Raw genomic sequence first — 16470 nt, 5'->3', positions numbered from 1 at the left:
GGTGATGGGGTGATTACATCCTGAAAATCACCCGGTCCAGCAGTCGTTTCGCACCGAAAAGCTTACCCGATGGGGCGGCAGCGTGCCCCCTGGCCGCTCGCGCATGGCCGGTGTTGCACAAGGCCAACGCCTGCCTCGGATAATGCGTGCTTCATGACCGACTCCACGCTTCCCCTTTCCCAGCCCGTCCAGCCCGTCGCGCCTGCCAGGCCCCCCGCCAAGCTGCACATCGAGTTCCCCGAATCCCTGCCCGTCTCGGGCAAGCGCGAGGAGATCATGGCGGCCATCCGCCAGCACCAGGTCGTCATCGTCTGCGGCGAAACCGGCTCGGGCAAGACCACGCAGCTGCCCAAAATCGCGCTGGCCCTGGGCCGGGGCAAGTGCAATGCACCGGCAGGGCAGAAGGGCCAGATGATCGGCCACACCCAGCCGCGCCGCATTGCGGCCAGCAGCGTGGCCAAGCGCATCGCCGAAGAGCTCAAGACGCCGCTGGGCGACGTGGTGGGCTTCAAGGTGCGCTTTCAGGACCGGCTCTCGCGCGATGCCTCGGTCAAGCTCATGACGGACGGCATTTTGCTGGCCGAGACGCAGACCGACCCGCTGCTCAAGGCCTACGACACCATCATCATCGACGAGGCGCACGAGCGCAGCCTGAACATCGACTTCCTTCTGGGCTACATCCGCCAGATCCTGCCGCGCCGGCCGGACCTCAAGGTGGTGGTGACTTCGGCCACCATCGATGCGGACCGGTTTGCCAAGCACTTCGAGTCGGCCAAAGGGCCAGCGCCCATCATTTATGTATCCGGCCGCACCTTTCCCGTGGAGCAGCGCTGGCGGCCGTTCGAGGACACGCGCGACTACGGCCTCAATGAAGCCATCGCCGATGGCGTGGACGAACTCTGGCAGGGCAATGCCGCAGGCGACATCCTGATCTTTCTGCCGGGCGAGCGCGAGATCCGCGAGGCCGCCGACCACCTGCGCAAGCACCTGGCGCACCAGCCGGTGATGCGCAACGCCGAGGTGCTGCCGCTGTTCGCGCGCTTGTCGCAGGCCGAGCAGGACCGCATCTTCGACGGCCACACCGGCCGCCGCCTGGTGCTGGCCACCAATGTGGCCGAGACCTCGCTCACGGTGCCGGGCATCCGCTATGTGATCGATGCGGGCACGGCCCGCGTCAAGCGCTACAGCTTTCGCAGCAAGGTGGAGCAACTGCTGGTCGAACCCATCAGCCAGGCCGCCGCCAACCAGCGCGCGGGCCGCTGCGGCCGGGTGGCCAACGGCATCTGCATCCGCCTGTACGACGAGGCCGACTTCAACGCCCGCCCGCGCTTCACCGACCCGGAAATCCTGCGCAGCTCGCTCGCCGGCGTGATCCTGCGCATGAAGTCGCTGCATCTCGGTGACGTGGTTCAGTTCCCCTTCATCGAAGCGCCTTCGGGCCGCGCCATTGCCGATGGCTACCAGTTGCTGGGCGAACTGGGCGCGGTGGACGAGGCCAACGAGCTCACGCCCATGGGCGTGGAGCTGTCGCGCCTGCCGCTCGACCCGCGCGTGGGCCGCATGATCCTGGAGGCACGCGACCGCAAGGCGCTGGACGAGGTGCTGGTGATTGCCAGCGCCCTGAGCGTTCAGGATGTGCGCGACCGTCCCCTGGAGGCGCAGCAGCAGGCCGACCAGGCGCATGCCAAGTTCGACGACGAGAAGAGCGAGTTCAGCGGCTACCTCAAGCTGTGGAAGTGGATCAACGAGGCCCGTGGCGGGGCGCCCACGCTGCCGTCGGCCCGTGCGCAGAAGGCCATGGCCAACCAGCGTGCGCCCTCGCAGGCGTTTTTGCCTGTAGCGCAGCGCATGGTGGCCGCTGCAGCGCCAGCGCCCGCCGTGGCAAGTGCCGAGGCGCATGCGCCCACGCACAAGCTGAGCAATCGCCAGTACGAGCAGTTGCTGCGCCAGAACTTCATCAGCATCCGCCGCCTGCGCGAGTGGCGCGACATCCACACCCAGCTGCTCACCGTGGTGGCCGAGCACAAGTGGGCCATCAACAGCCAACCGGCAAGCTACGAGCAGCTGCACCTGTCGATGCTGGCCGGCCTCTTGGGCAACATCGGCGCGCGCAGCGAAGAGGAAGACTGGTACCTGGGCGCACGCGGCATCAAGTTCTACAAGCACCCGGGCGCCCACCTAGCCAAGAAGCCCGGCCGCTGGATCGTGGCAGCCGAACTGGTGGAAACCACGCGCCTGTTCGGGCGGGGCATCGCCGCCATCGAGCCGCAGTGGCTCGAAGAGGTGGGCGGGCACCTGCTCAAGAAGCAGTTGCTGGACCCGCACTGGGAGAAGAAGTCGGCCGAAGTCACGGCGCTGGAACGCGCCACGCTCTACGGCCTGGTGGTCTACAACGGCCGGCGCATCAATTTCGGCAAGATCGACCCGCATGCGGCGCGCGAGATCTTCATCCGCGAGGCGCTGGTGGGCGGCAACTGGGAGAGCAAGCTGCCCTTCCTGGCCGCCAACCAGAAGCTCATCGCCAAGGTCGAAGAGCTCGAACACAAGTCGCGCCGCCAGGACGTGCTGGTGGACGATGAGCTGATCTACGCCTTCTATGACCAGCAGCTGCCGCCCGACGTGTGCAGCGGCCATGGCTTCGAGGCCTGGTACCGCGAGGCCTCGCGCCAGCAGCCCGAGCTGCTCAAGCTCACGCGCGAAGAGCTCATGCGCCACGAGGCGGCGGGCATCACCAGCAACGCGTTTCCCAAGACGGTGCGCCTGGGTGGGGTGGATTGCGCCGCCACCTACCTGCACGAGCCCGGCGACGCGCGCGACGGCATCACCGTGACCATTCCGCTGTTCGTGCTCAACCAGGTGAACGACGAGCGCTGCGAATGGCTGGTGCCCGGCATGCTCAAGGACAAGATCCAGGCCCTGCTCAAGAGCCTGCACCAGCGCCCACGCAGCCGCTTTGTGCCGCTGCCCGAGAACGCGACCCGCCTGGCTGCACTACTGGGCACGCCCGAGCGCTTCGGCACGGGCAGCCTGACCGACGTGCTGCTCAAGCAGGTGCGCGACGAGACCTCGCTCGATGTGAAGCGCGCCGACTTCAAGCTCGACATGCTCAGCCCGCACCTGTTCATGAACTTCCGCGTGGTGGACGAGCATGGTCGCCAGTTGGGCCATGGCCGCAACCTGGGCGCCTTGAAGGCCGAATGGGGCGCCAAGGCGCGCGGCGCCTTCCAGGCGCTGGCCGGGCTCAAGCTGGCCGCAGGCGTGCCGCCGCAGCCAGAAGTGCCGGCACCCGCCGCCAAAAGCGGGTCAGCTGCGACCCTGGCATCGGGCAAGGGGCAGCCCCCGGTGCCGGCACAGCCGGCAGCCAAGCCCGCTGCACCTGCAGGCCAGCGCTATACGGCGTGGACCTTTGGCGAGCTGCCCGAGCTGATGGAGATCCGAAAGGCCGGGCAGACGCTGATCGGTTTTCCGGCCCTGATCGATGGCGGCGACGCCGTGAGCATCGAGGTCTTCGACGAGCCCGAGGTGGCTGCTACCAAGCACCGCGCCGGCCTGCGCCGCCTGTTCGCGCTGCAGATCAAGGACGCGCTCAAGTACCTGGAAAAGAACATCCCCGACCTGCAGAAGATGGCCGTGGCCTACATGCAGGTGGGCCGCAACGCCGACGGAACGGGCGGCGGCACGCAGGAGGAACTGCGCAGCCAGGTCATCGACGTGGCGCTGGACCGTGCCTTTCTGCTCGACCCGCTGCCCACCGACGGGTACGCCTTCAAGCGCCGGCTGGAAGAGGGCAGGGGCCGCCTGACCCTGATCGCCAACGAGGTGGCGCGCCTGGCAGGCACCATCCTCATCGAGTTTGCCTCCGCGGCGCGCAAGATCAAGGACACCAAGAACGCCCCCGAGGCCACGCAGGACGCCCAGCAGCAACTGGCCCGGCTGATGCCCAAGAACTTCATCGCCATCGCGCCCTGGACGCAACTGGCCCACTACGCGCGCTACCTCAAGGCCATCACCCTGCGCCTGGACAAATACCGCGCCGACCCCGCGCGCGACGCCGCTAAGCTGGCCGAGGTACGCCCTCAGGAGCAGCGCTACTGGCGCCTGGTGGCCGAACGCAAGGGCCAGGTGGACAGCCGCATGCAGGAGCTGCGCTGGCTGCTGGAGGAGCTGCGCGTGAGCTTCTTCGCGCAGGAGCTGCGCACGCCGCAGCCGGTGAGCGTCAAGCGCCTGGAGAAGCTGTGGGCGCAGGTGAACAGTTGACCTGTCCTTGCAGGCGCGCGCAGGTTTTCATCGCCGGGTCTCGCTGCCACCACTCAGACCGAGAGCCCATTGCCGACGCGCGGGCTCGCTGAATCTGTCTTTTCTGCCGGGGCGGAGTGCCCACAATGGCCTGTCTCGTCGCGTGGCACCCGGCCCTGGCGCGCCCGGATCTGGAAGTCTGATCAGGGCGCTGCACGTCTTTGCGGGCATAGGTGGGCCGCAGATTGCGCAGGGACTGGCAAAAATGGGTTAGGCTGATTCGCTCCATTGCGCAAGCGCCCACTCTTTCAAAAGGAGACTCCATGGACATCAAGGCCATCGCTGTCGACACGGGGGGAACTGTGCTGGACTGGCACAGCGGTGTTCGCGTTGCATTCCGCCGGACAGGCGGTGCGCACCGCCTGCAAAGAGACTGGCATTCCATCACCAACGACTACCGGCGCCGGGCCATGAAACGCATCGTGGGGCAGGTGGGGCCGAAATTCAACATGGACGACGTGCACCGCTCGTGCCTGTCGCAGGTCGTCGCCGACCATGGCCTGCAGGCGTTCAGTGAACAGGAGCGCGGGCAGCTCGCCGATAGCTGGCACCGCCTGCATGCATGGCCTGATTTTGCAGACGCACTGGCACGCATGCGCACCCGCTTTCCCGTGGTCTCGTTCTCCATGCTCCCTGTTGCCTTGCTGGTTGCTGTCTCCCGTCGCAACGACATCGCCTGGGATGCCGTGATCTCGTGCGAGATGATCGGTGCATACAAGCCCAACCCAGAGGCCTACCTGCAAGCGGCCGAATGGATGAACCTGCTGCCTGCCGATATTCTGATGGTGGCCTGTCACAACTTCGACTTGAACGCTGCCCGCGCCTGCGGCTTCAAAACCGCTTTTGCCCGACGCCCCGATGAATGGGGGCCTGAGGGTCCTCCCGATCCAACGGCGCATCCCGACTGCGACATCGTGGTCGACGAATTCACTGCGCTTGCGCAGGCCCTGGTTCCCTGGCGTGCCTGTCTGGCGCCGCTTCGGACCGTGATTGCCACCTTCACGAGAGTACTTATGCCCATTTCAGACCCTTTGCGATGTGGATTCCGCGCGGCATCCGGCGCTCACAATCCATGAAGGCGCGCTTTCGCCAATTTCTGAGTGCGCTCGGTGACTCCTTCTGGCTGCTGCCCGCAGCGCTGGTGGTGCTCGGGATTCTGCTGGCGTTCGGGCTGCTGCGCCTGGACCGGAGCGACCTTCTGCCAGCATGGCTCATCGGCAGCACCTGGATCTACAACGGCGGGGGAACCGGTGCGAGAACGCTGCTGGGCGTCATTGCCTCATCCGCCATTGGCGTTGCCGGGACCGTCTTTTCCATCACCATCGCTGCGCTTTCGCTGGCAGCGGGGCAAATGGGGCCGCGCCTGCTACACAACTTCACCCGTGACCGCGGCGTTCAGATCACGCTGGGTGCATTCCTGGGCACATTTTCCTATGCGCTGATGGTTCTGCGCAGTGTTCGCACCCAGGAAGAAGGTCCCTTCACGCCCCACCTGGCATTGACGTTCGGCATTGTCCTGGCCTTGGCCTGCGTCGGCACACTCGTCTACTTTGTTGCGCACATGGCTGGCCGCATCAATGTCGACACCGTGGTGAACCTGGTCAGCGAAGATGTGCGCTCAGCAGTGCGGGGTGTGCTGGCCGATGAGCCGCCAGCGCAGGTTCCACCTGGCGACTTCTGGGCACAGGCGACGCCGGTGGTGGATGCCCGGCAAGGCTATCTGCAGCAACTCGATGAAACCAAACTCGCCGACTGGGCCTCGCAGCATGGCACTGCCATCAGGTTGCTTGTGCGGCCAGGGGACTACGTTTTTCCGGGCGCACCGATTGCCTTGATGACGGTCCATGTTCCGGGCGCCGAGGCCGCCATACGCGATGCCACGGCCCTGGGCAACACCCGCAGTGGAGGCAATGCAGAGTATGCGATCCGACAACTGGTCGAGGTGGCGGTGAGGGCCCTTTCACCGGGCATCAATGACCCCAATACCGCCATGAGTGTGCTGGATCGCCTGGGAGCTGCGCTGTGCGATATCGCCGGGCACCATTTGCCCAGCGGGGTGTCTACGCGCGGCGACAGCGTGGTGTTGGTGGTTCCGGATATCGGATATGCCGGCCTGGTGAATGTGATGTTTCACATGATCCGGCAAAGCGCGGCCGCCAATGCGGCCGTGCTGATCAAGCTCCTGGACGTATTGACTGCGGTGGTCGTCTGCGAATCTGCCACTGATCGCAAGGAGTCGCTGGCCCACCACGCCGAGTTGGTGTGGGCGGACGCGCGGCGCCAGTTGGGCAACCGATCCGATCGTCAGGACGTGCACCGCCGCTATCGCAGTTTTCGAAGTGCTGCGGCCTCCGGTGTACTCGGTGCCGTCGGCGTGAAAACGGAACACTCGGAGATACGGATTTAAAACATGCTTGATATTGCCGCGATCTGCCTCGTCATCACTGCGCTCCTCGCGTACCTCAACCACCGCCTGACCCGGCTTCCCACCACCATTGGTGTGATGGCGATTGCGCTGGCACTTTCCCTGGCCATGGTGGGGCTTGACGCAGCCGGGTTGGACCATGGCCTGCGCCGGTACGAAGAGTCGTTCATCCGGTCCATCGATTTTTCCGACGTACTCATGCAGGGCATGCTGTCGTTTCTGCTGTTCGCAGGCGCGCTGCACGTGGACCTCGGCGCCTTGAAGAAATTCCGCTGGCAGGTGGCGGCGCTTGCGCTGGTGGGAACGGTCGTGTCCACCGTCGTTGTGGGAGGGTTGATGTGGCTGGCTCTGCCGCACATCGGTCTTCCTTTGCCCTTGCTGTATTGCCTTCTGTTTGACGCCCTGATCTCGCCAACCGATCCCATCGCCGTCATGGGCATTCTCAAGTCCGCTGGCGCACCCAAGGAGCTTGAACTGGTCATCGCAGGGGAATCTCTGTTCAACGATGGCGTCGGCGTGGTCGTCTTTGCACTTTTGCTGGGTGTGCTGTCCAGCGGAGAGACGCCAACGTTTGCAGCCGCCGGCACGTTGCTGCTGCGCGAGGCAGGGGGAGGCATTGCCTTTGGCCTGGTGCTGGGCTACGTGGTCTTTCGCATGCTCAAGAGCATCGACCAGTACCAGGTCGAGGTGCTGCTGACCTTGGCGGCGGTCATGGGCGGGTACGCGTTTGCCAGCCACCTGCATGTATCGGGGCCGCTGGCCATGGTGGTGTGCGGCCTGATCATCGGCAACGGTGGACGGGCGCGGGCAATGTCCGATAGCACGCGGCGCTACATCGACATGTTCTGGGAGCTTGTGGACGAGATCCTGAATGCAGTGCTGTTCGTGCTGATCGGGCTTGAGGTGATTCTTATCGCTTTTTCGGCACCATTGGTGTTTGGCGGCATGTTGGCCATTGGGATCACCCTCTGCGCCCGGTGGCTCACCGTAGGCCTGCCTGTCGCCCTCGGGCGCGGGTGGTTCGCGCTTCCTCCAGGTGCGGCCCATGTCATGACCTGGGGCGGGCTGCGCGGCGGCATTTCTGTCGCGCTGGCACTTTCCCTGCCGGCTGGTGCGCAGCGTGAGATCGTGCTGGCACTGACTTATTGCGTGGTGGTCTTTTCCATTCTGGTGCAGGGCTTGACGATTGGCCGGGTCACCCAGAAGGCTGTCGGAACGTCTGCGGTCACCCGCTTGCCATAGCAACGACCGGTCAGGCCCGCGCGCACGGCCACGGGCAGCACTGCGGCATGCTGCCCAGGCGATGCCGTCTGAAGTGATGGGGCGCAGGAGGACGCGGCCGCATTCCTCCTTGCGCAGCGGACGGTGGGCGGCCCCGACTTCTCCGCTATGGGGTACATTTAACATTCCATCCAGATGGTTTGTTTTGATGACCGAAGCCCACCGACGCCAGAAGCACCCCGAACTGGTGCGCAGCCAGTTGCTGGCCGTGGTGCGTACGCTGCTGGTCGAGCAGGGGCCCCATGCGGTCACGCTCGATGCCGTGTCGGCCCGCGCCGGCGTGACCAAGGGTGGGCTGCAGCACCACTTTCGCAGCAAGCAGGCATTGCTTGATGCGCTGAGCGACCAGTTGTTCGAAGAATTCCAGCAGGGCTACGCCCAGGCACTGGCCCAGGAAGAGGACGGCCGGCCGGGCCGGCATGCCCGCGCCTATGTCCGCACGGCGTTCGACGAGGGCACCGATTGCAACCGGGTGGAGGCCCAGCGCGCCATCGGCCTGCTGGCGCTGACCTTGCCGCACTGTCGGGAGCAGTGGAGCGCCACGATGCAGGCCGCCCTCGCTGAGGATGGCGATGACCCGCAGGTGGCCGACCGCCTGCTGGCCTGCCGCATGGCGGCCGACGGCTACTGGTTCAGCCAGATGCTCGACGTGTACCCGATGGACGAAGCGCGCAAGGCGCGCGTGCTGAAAACCCTGTTGGACCTGTGTAACTGATCCCCCTGTTGAAACGCGAGTACCCCATGAATCTCCCCACCGCCTACGCATTGCTGGGCATTGCCATCGTCTCCGAAGTGATCGGCACCTCGGCGCTCAAGGCCTCCGAGGGCTTCACCCGCCTGGGGCCCAGCGCCATCACGATCATCACCTACAGCCTGTCGTTCTACCTGTTGTCGCTCACGCTCAAGACCCTGCCTGTCGGCATTGCCTATGCGATCTGGTCGGGCGTGGGCATCGTGCTGATCTCGGCCGTGGGCTGGGTGGTCTACGGGCAGAAACTCGACCTGCCCGCGGTGATCGGCCTGGGCATGATCATTGCCGGGGTGCTGGTCGTGAACCTCTTTTCCAAGAGCGTGGGCCACTGAGCCCGCTCATTCTTTTCTGATTTCTGGTGATGCCATGACCGCTTCGTTCGCCTGCTCTTCCTCCGCTGCCACCTCGCCTGGGGTCGCGCCCATCATGGGCCAGACCCTGGCGCGGGCCGACGTGTTGGCCCTGTTGGAGCGCGGTGCCGGCCCACTGCACTTCGAGCAATGCGACTTCGAAAGGGCAGACCTGTCGCGGCTGGAGCTGCGCGGGGTGCAGTTCACCGAGTGCGCGCTGGCCGAGGCTTCTTTTGAAAAATCGAACCTCGCCGACAGCCGCTGGCTGGGCTGCCGGGCCGGGCTCGCCAACTTCCACCTGGCGGACTTGACCGATGCGCGCTGGTACCGCTGCGACCTGAACAACACCAGCTGGGCACGCAGCAAGCTGGGCTCGGCCGTGTTCGCCGAGGTCAAGCTCACCGGGGCGGGCTTTCGCGAGGCGCACACGCTGGGCCTCGCGTTTCACGATTCGCTGCTGGTGGGGGCGGACCTGCGCGGCATGTCGTTTCGCAAGCAGACCATTGGCCAGTTGGACCTGTCGGACGCCGACCTGGGCGGCTGCGATTTCCGCGATGCCGTGTTCGAGGGCGGCAGCCTGCGCGACGCCAACCTCAAGAACGCCCGCTTCGACGGTGCCGACCTGCGCGCGGTGGACCTGGCGGGGCTGCGCATCGCCAATGTGGCGCAGTTCTTCAAGGGGGCAGTGATTTCGCAGGACCAGGCGGCTGCGCTGGTGAGCGAGCTGGGGGTGCGGGTGATCTAAGCCTGGTTGGCCCTGCCAAGCGGTCCGGCACGGGCTTTAGGGGATGGCGCCTACTGCGTACTTGAGGCAAAGCATGGGATTTTTCGCCAATGTCTTGAGCGAGCCGCAACTGCTCTGGATCAGGGCCAATGCGGCCACGTAGTTGTCTTCCGGGCTCAGATCGAGGAACGTGGCGAGCTGCTCCTTCATGAACTCGGAGAGGCTTTTCGCGCCTGCGCGCCTGGTGACGATGGCATCGAGCTCCCGCAATTGCGCCGACTCTTCCTTGGACCTGTTGGGCAGCACCCGTCCATCGACTGTCAGCGGATAGATCTCGTCGGTCAGGGTGCGCTTCACTGCCAGGGTAGTGATGCCTTCCTTGCAGGGGCGCTGCAACCAGACTTCGACCGAGCCGCCATCTGAATACAGTGCACCTCCCTGGTAGGTCGTGTGGCCTTTGCAGGCGGGAGCTTGCGCAAATGCAAGGCCGCCAGCAAACCATGCGCCTGCGATCAGGAAAATTGCGTTGCGAGCGGCTGCCAACGAGTGCTCCCAGATGGTGTGCAGGCTTCGATCAGCTCGGATCGCGGTGTATCTGGGCCGGCTCGGGCGAGAACAGATCCCAGGTCGCCATGAACAGCGCCGCGATCACCGGGCCGATGACGAAGCCCGTCAGGCCAAACAAGCCCAGCCCGCCCAAGGTGGATATCAGCACCACGTAGTCGGGCATCTTGGTGTCCTTGCCGACCAGGATGGGGCGCAGGACGTTGTCCACCAGGCCGATGACGCCGATGCCGTAGGCGATCAGCACCACGCCCTGCCACACGGCGCCGGTGGCCAGGAAGTAGATGGCCACGGGCAGCCAGATCAGGCCGGCGCCCACGGCGGGCAGCAGCGACAGAAAGGCCATGAGCACGCCCCAGAGCACGGGGCCCTGGATGCCCAGGATCCAGAAGATCAGCCCGCCCAGGGCACCCTGCGAGGCGGCGACCACGATGTTGCCCTTGACGGTGGCGCGGATCACGGTGGTGAACTTGGTGACCAATTGGCGCTTGTGCTCGGTCTCGAGCGGGATGGCGCGGCCGATGCGCGCGCCCAGGGCCGCGCCGTCGCGCAGCAGAAAGAACAGCAGGTACAGCATGATGCCGAAGCCCACCAGGAACTCGAGCGTGTTCTGGCCGATGTTGACCGCCTGGGTGGCGATGAACTGGCTGGCCTGCACGGCCACGGACGACAGCCGCTCCTGGAGCTGCGCCACCGAAGTCAGGTTGAAGCGGTCCAGCAGGTTCACGGCCCACTGGGGCAGGGCGGCGATGACCTGCTGGAAGTACAGGCCGAAGTTGAGCTGCCCCGTGCGCGTGCGCTCATAGATGACCGTGGCCTCCTGGACCAGCGAGACGGTGAGGAAGGCCACCGGCAGGATCACGATCACCAGGCACAGCCCCAGCGTGATCAACGCGGCCAGGTTGGTGCGCGGGCGCAGGCGCCGCAGCACCTTGCGGTGCAGCGGTGCGAACAGGATGGCCAGCACCATGCCCCAGAACACCGCGCCGTGGAACTGCCAGAGGATGGCGCCGAAGGCCACGGTGACCAGCACCAGTAGCAGCAGGAAAGTCTTGTCTTGGAGTGTGTTGGGGCTCATTGGAACCTGTTGAGAACGTATACCCGCCCTATCGCGTGTACCCGCAATGTACGCGAGGTGCTGCGGCGCCCTGCATTTCCATGGCACGCGGATACATATGGGCCGCGCTTGGAACCTGTTTACGATCTCCCAGGGGGCGCGCAGCGGCCTTGGCGGGTGGGGTGCTAGGCGCGGTGCGCAGCCAATAGCTCGGCTATTGGCAAGCGCCGCAACGCCGCAGACCGCCCGCCAAGGCCGCCGCCCGAAGGGTTGGGGCGAAATCGGGCGATTGAATGCCCCGGCTGCTTGCATGGGCATGAGCCCATGCTGCGCATCCGAAGCATCCACTCATCCCGATTGCGCTCCAACGCGATCCCCTGCGAGATCGTAAACAGGTTCTTTGGGCTTGATGCAGATCAGTGGCACAATGCAGCCCGTACCAAGGCCCTTCCCCAGCCACAGTCGCATCCGCCAACCGGTCCAGCCGTGTCGCGGAAGGTTTCTCAACCAGCTAATGCTTCCCTCAGGGAAGCGGAGGTCAGCGGAATATGAGCGATACGACATCCGTCTATCAAGCCTACCAAGGCAACACCTACCTCTTCGGCGGCAACGCGCCCTATGTCGAAGAGATGTACGAGAACTACCTCGCCAACCCCGGCAGCGTGCCTGACACCTGGCGCGAGTATTTCGACGCACTGCAGCACGTGCCTGCCGTCGATGGCTCCAATGCCAAGGACGTCCCCCACCTTCCCGTCGTCAATGCCTTCGCCGAGCGCGCAAAGCAGGGCGGCACCAAGGTCGTCGTCGCCACCGGTGCCGATTCGGAACTGGGCCGCAAGCGCACCGCTGTACAGCAGCTGATTGCCGCCTACCGCAACGTGGGCCAGCGCTGGGCCGACCTCGATCCCCTGAAGCGCACCGAGCGCCCTGCGATCCCCGAACTCGAAGCCTCGTTCTACGGCTTCAGCGACGCGGACCAGGAAACCGTCTTCAACATCAGCAACACCTTCTTCGGCAAGGAATCCCTGCCGCTGCGCGAGCTGATCAATGCCCTGCGCGAGACCTACTGCGGCTCCATCGGTGCCGAGTACATGTACGCCACCGACCAGAACCAGAAGCGCTGGTGGCAGGAAAAGCTGGAAACTATCCGCAGCAAGCCCAGCTTCGGCGCCGAGAAGAAAAAGCACATCCTCGACCGCCTGACGGCCGCCGAAGGCCTGGAGCGCTTCCTGCACACCAAGTACGTCGGCCAGAAGCGTTTCTCCCTGGAAGGGGGCGAAAGCTTCATCGCCGCCATGGACGAGCTGATCCAGTCCGCCGGCGCCAAGGGCGTGCAGGAGATCGTGATCGGCATGGCCCACCGTGGCCGCCTGAACGTGCTGGTGAACTCCATGGGCAAGATGCCTGCGGACCTGTTCGCCGAGTTCGACCACACCGCCCCCGAAGACCTGCCCTCGGGCGACGTGAAGTACCACCAGGGCTTCAGCTCCGACGTGACCACCCCTGGCGGCCCGGTCCACCTGTCGCTGGCGTTCAACCCGTCCCACCTGGAAATCGTGAATCCCGTGGTCGAAGGCTCGGTGCGTGCCCGCATGGACCGCCGCGCCGACCCGCTGGGCAAGCAGGTGCTGCCCGTGCTGGTGCACGGTGACGCAGCCTTTGCCGGCCAGGGCGTGAACCAGGAAACCCTGGCGCTGGCCCAGACCCGTGGCTACTCCACGGGTGGCACGGTGCACATCATCATCAACAACCAGATCGGCTTCACCACCTCCGATCCGCGCGACGCACGCTCGACGCTGTACTGCACCGACATCGTGAAGATGATCGAGTCGCCCGTGCTGCACGTGAACGGCGACGATCCTGAAGCCGTGGTGCTGGCCACCCAGCTCGCCCTTGAATTCCGCATGGAATTCCAGAAGGACGTGGTCGTGGACATCATCTGCTTCCGCAAGCTGGGCCACAACGAGCAGGATACCCCCGCGCTGACCCAGCCGCTGATGTACAAGAAGATCGGCCAGCACCCCGGCACGCGCAAGCTGTATGCCGACAAGCTGGCGGCCCAGGGCATGGGCGAGACGCTGGGCGACGACATGGCCAAGGCCTACCGCGCCGCCATGGATGCGGGCAAGCACACGGTCGATCCGGTGCTGACCAACTTCAAGAGCAAGTACGCCGTGGACTGGAGCCCGTTCCTGGGCAAGAAGTGGACCGATGCGGGCGACACCGCCATCCCTCTGGCCGAGTGGAAGCGCCTGTCCGAGAAGATCACCACCATCCCCGAAGGCGTGACGCCGCACCAACTGGTCAAGAAGGTGTACGACGACCGCGCCGCCATGGGCCGTGGCGACATCCCGGTGGACTGGGGCATGGGTGAGCACATGGCTTTCGCCTCGCTGGTGGCCAGCGGCTTCCCGGTGCGCCTGTCGGGCGAAGACTGCGGCCGCGGCACGTTCACGCACCGCCACTCGGTCATCCATGACCAAAAGCGCGAGAAGTGGGACATCGGCACCTACGTGCCGCTGCAGAACGTGAGCGAGAACCAGGCACCGTTCGTCGTGATCGACTCCATTCTGTCCGAAGAGGCGGTGCTGGGCTTCGAATACGGCTACGCATCGAACGACCCCAACACCCTGGTGATCTGGGAAGCGCAGTTCGGCGACTTCGCCAACGGCGCGCAGGTCGTGATCGACCAGTTCATCGCCTCCGGCGAAGTCAAGTGGGGCCGTGTCAACGGCATCACGCTGATGCTGCCGCACGGCTACGAAGGCCAGGGCCCCGAGCACAGCTCGGCCCGCCTGGAGCGCTTCATGCAGCTGTCGGCCGATGCCAACATGCAGGTGGTGCAGCCGACGACGGCCAGCCAGATCTTCCACATCCTGCGCCGCCAGATGGTGCGTGATCTGCGCAAGCCGCTGATCATCATGACGCCCAAGTCGCTGCTGCGCAACAAGGACGCCACCTCGCCCCTGTCCGAGTTCACCAAGGGCAGCTTCCAGACGGTGATCCCGGAGCAGAACGAAGCCATCGTGAAGAAGGCCGCCAAGGTCAAGCGCGTGATCGCCTGCTCGGGCAAGGTCTACTACGACCTGGTCAAGAAGCGCACCGAGCGCGAAGACGACGACGTGGCCATCATCCGCGTCGAGCAGCTCTACCCCTTCCCGCACAAGGCGTTTGCCAACGAGCTCAAGCGCTTCCCCAACGCCACCGACGTGGTCTGGTGCCAGGACGAGCCACAGAACCAGGGCGCCTGGTTCTTCGTGCAGCACTACATCCACGAGAACATGCTCGACGGCCAGAAGCTGGGTTACTCCGGCCGCGCGGCTTCCGCATCGCCTGCCGTCGGCTACTCGCACCTGCACCAGGAACAGCAAAAGGCACTGGTGGACGGCGCGTTTGGCAAGCTCAAGGGTTTTGTCCTGACCAAGTAAGGCCGGCAACCCCCGATTACACAGAACAGAACCCCATTCCGAAAGAATTGATATGGCTATCGTAGAAGTCAAAGTCCCCCAGCTGTCCGAGTCCGTGGCAGAAGCCACCATGCTCACCTGGAAGAAGAAGGCCGGTGAAGCGGTCGCAGTGGACGAGATCCTGATCGAGATCGAAACCGACAAGGTCGTGCTCGAAGTGCCCGCCCCCTCGGCTGGCGTGCTGGTTGAAATCGTGCAGGGCGACGGCGCCACCGTGGTGGCAGAGCAGCTCATCGCCAAGATCGACACCGAAGGCAAGGCCGGCGCGGCTGCGCCTGCGGCCGCTGCCGCAGCAGCACCTGCCGCTGCGACCGCATCGGCCCCTGCTGCCGCACCAGCGGCTACCGGTGGTTCCAAGGGCGACGTGGCCATGCCTGCGGCTGCCAAGCTGCTGGCCGAGAACAACCTGTCCGCATCAGATGTGGCCGGTTCGGGCAAGGATGGCCGCGTGACCAAGGGCGACGTGCTCGGCGCGGTGGCCGGTGGCGCTGGCGGTGCGGCCAAGGCCGCCGTGGCAGCCCCCAGTGCCATCCCCACGGGCGTGCCGACCAAGGCACTGCCCCAGGTGTCGGCACCGGCTGGCAAGGAAGACCTGAGCGGCCGCCCCGAGCAGCGCGTTCCCATGAGCCGCCTGCGTGCCCGCGTGGCCGAGCGCCTCCTGCAGTCGCAATCGACCAACGCCATCCTGACCACGTTCAACGAAGTGAACATGGCGCCGGTGATGGACATGCGCAAGAAGTTCCAGGACGCGTTCACCAAGGAACACGGCGTGAAGATCGGCTTCATGAGCTTCTTCGTGAAGGCGGCCGTGCATGCCCTGAAGAAGTACCCTGTGCTCAACGCCTCGGTCGATGGCAACGACATCGTCTACCACGGCTACTTCGACATCGGTATCGCCGTGGGTTCGCCCCGTGGCCTGGTGGTGCCCATCCTGCGCAATGCGGACCAGATGAGCTTTGCCGAGATCGAGAAGAAGATCGCCGAGTACGGCCAGAAGGCCAAGGACGGCAAGCTGGGCATCGAAGAGATGACCGGTGGCACGTTCTCCATCAGCAACGGCGGCACCTTCGGCTCCATGCTGTCCACGCCCATCATCAACCCGCCGCAGTCGGCCATCCTGGGCGTGCACGCCACGAAGGACCGCGCCGTGGTGGAGAACGGCCAGATCGTGATCCGCCCGATGAACTACCTGGCCATGTCCTATGACCACCGCATCATCGACGGCCGCGAAGCCGTGCTGGGTCTGGTGGCGATGAAGGAAGCGCTGGAAGACCCATCGCGCCTGCTGTTCGACATCTGAAGAATGAGGCGACAACCCCCTGAGTCGCTTCGCGCCTTCCCCCTTCTCTCGAATTGCTGCGCAATTCGGGAAGGGGGACACCGCCAGCGCGGCGGGGCGGCCCTTGCGCGGCGGTCGCTGGCAGGGCCCAGCGCGTCTCGCAGGCTGACGGGGTTGGCGCATGGCGCCCCTTCATATGCATCGTATCGACCCACATGTGCGACTGGCTTGTGCCAGGCCCGCCGGTGGGTCTTTTTTCCAATGAACAAGTGATTG

The 16470-nt window shown here is 65.1% G+C and carries 11 protein-coding genes; 9 read left to right on the top strand and 2 right to left on the bottom strand.

Annotated elements, in window-relative coordinates; translation table 11 throughout:
- Window positions 1-153 precede the first annotated feature (153 nt).
- The 7 genes from hrpA to ASE28_RS15535 all read left to right on the top strand — a co-directional run bounded on the left by hrpA (window position 154) and on the right by ASE28_RS15535 (window position 9848).
- Window positions 154-4257, top strand: a complete 4104-nt coding sequence (gene hrpA / locus ASE28_RS15565; RefSeq protein WP_057267406.1) for an ATP-dependent RNA helicase HrpA — start codon at window positions 154-156, stop codon at window positions 4255-4257.
- A 302-nt stretch (window positions 4258-4559) separates the two neighbouring features.
- Window positions 4560-5372 carry an HAD-IA family hydrolase gene (locus tag ASE28_RS15560; protein WP_057267405.1) on the top strand — a complete coding sequence of 271 codons (813 nt, stop codon included), beginning with the start codon at window positions 4560-4562 and terminating at the stop codon, window positions 5370-5372.
- Entirely contained in the window at window positions 5369-6703 is a 1335-nt protein-coding gene (locus ASE28_RS15555; protein ID WP_057267404.1) for a DUF2254 domain-containing protein, read from the top strand. Before ASE28_RS15560 ends, ASE28_RS15555 begins: the two co-directional genes overlap by 4 nt.
- Before the next feature lie 3 nt (window positions 6704-6706).
- The gene (locus ASE28_RS15550; protein ID WP_057267403.1) at window positions 6707-7963 is read left to right on the top strand and encodes a sodium:proton antiporter; all 1257 of its coding nucleotides are present in this window, start codon (window positions 6707-6709) and stop codon (window positions 7961-7963) included.
- A 187-nt stretch (window positions 7964-8150) separates the two neighbouring features.
- A complete protein-coding gene (locus ASE28_RS15545) occupies window positions 8151-8717 on the top strand; it encodes a TetR/AcrR family transcriptional regulator (RefSeq protein ID WP_057267402.1) in 567 nt (188 codons plus the stop codon).
- A gap of 26 nt (window positions 8718-8743) precedes the next feature.
- Entirely contained in the window at window positions 8744-9085 is a 342-nt protein-coding gene (locus ASE28_RS15540) for an SMR family transporter (RefSeq protein WP_057267401.1), read from the top strand.
- 34 nt (window positions 9086-9119) lie between these two features.
- Window positions 9120-9848: a pentapeptide repeat-containing protein gene (locus tag ASE28_RS15535; RefSeq protein WP_057267400.1), complete on the top strand. Its 729-nt coding sequence runs from the start codon at window positions 9120-9122 to the stop codon at window positions 9846-9848.
- Between the two features lie 36 nt (window positions 9849-9884).
- On the opposite strand, the gene ASE28_RS15530 is transcribed toward ASE28_RS15535, so the two are convergent.
- Window positions 9885-10370: a hypothetical protein gene (locus ASE28_RS15530; protein ID WP_157421996.1), complete on the bottom strand. Its 486-nt coding sequence runs from the start codon at window positions 10368-10370 to the stop codon at window positions 9885-9887.
- Between the two features lie 31 nt (window positions 10371-10401).
- Window positions 10402-11469: an AI-2E family transporter gene (locus tag ASE28_RS15525; RefSeq protein ID WP_057267398.1), complete on the bottom strand. Its 1068-nt coding sequence runs from the start codon at window positions 11467-11469 to the stop codon at window positions 10402-10404.
- Window positions 11470-11996: 527 nt separating this feature from the next.
- Here ASE28_RS15525 and ASE28_RS15520 point away from each other — a divergent pair.
- Window positions 11997-14876 carry a 2-oxoglutarate dehydrogenase E1 component gene (locus ASE28_RS15520; RefSeq protein WP_057267397.1) on the top strand — a complete coding sequence of 960 codons (2880 nt, stop codon included), beginning with the start codon at window positions 11997-11999 and terminating at the stop codon, window positions 14874-14876.
- A gap of 52 nt (window positions 14877-14928) precedes the next feature.
- Window positions 14929-16215: a 2-oxoglutarate dehydrogenase complex dihydrolipoyllysine-residue succinyltransferase gene (gene odhB, locus ASE28_RS15515; protein WP_057267396.1), complete on the top strand. Its 1287-nt coding sequence runs from the start codon at window positions 14929-14931 to the stop codon at window positions 16213-16215.
- Window positions 16216-16470 lie beyond the last annotated feature (255 nt).

It is taken from the genome of Acidovorax sp. Root219 (assembly GCF_001428665.1).
GTDB lineage: Bacteria > Pseudomonadota > Gammaproteobacteria > Burkholderiales > Burkholderiaceae_C > Acidovorax.
The sequence above is the reverse complement of the archived record's forward strand: the minus strand, read 5'-3'. Positions and strand labels throughout refer to the sequence as shown.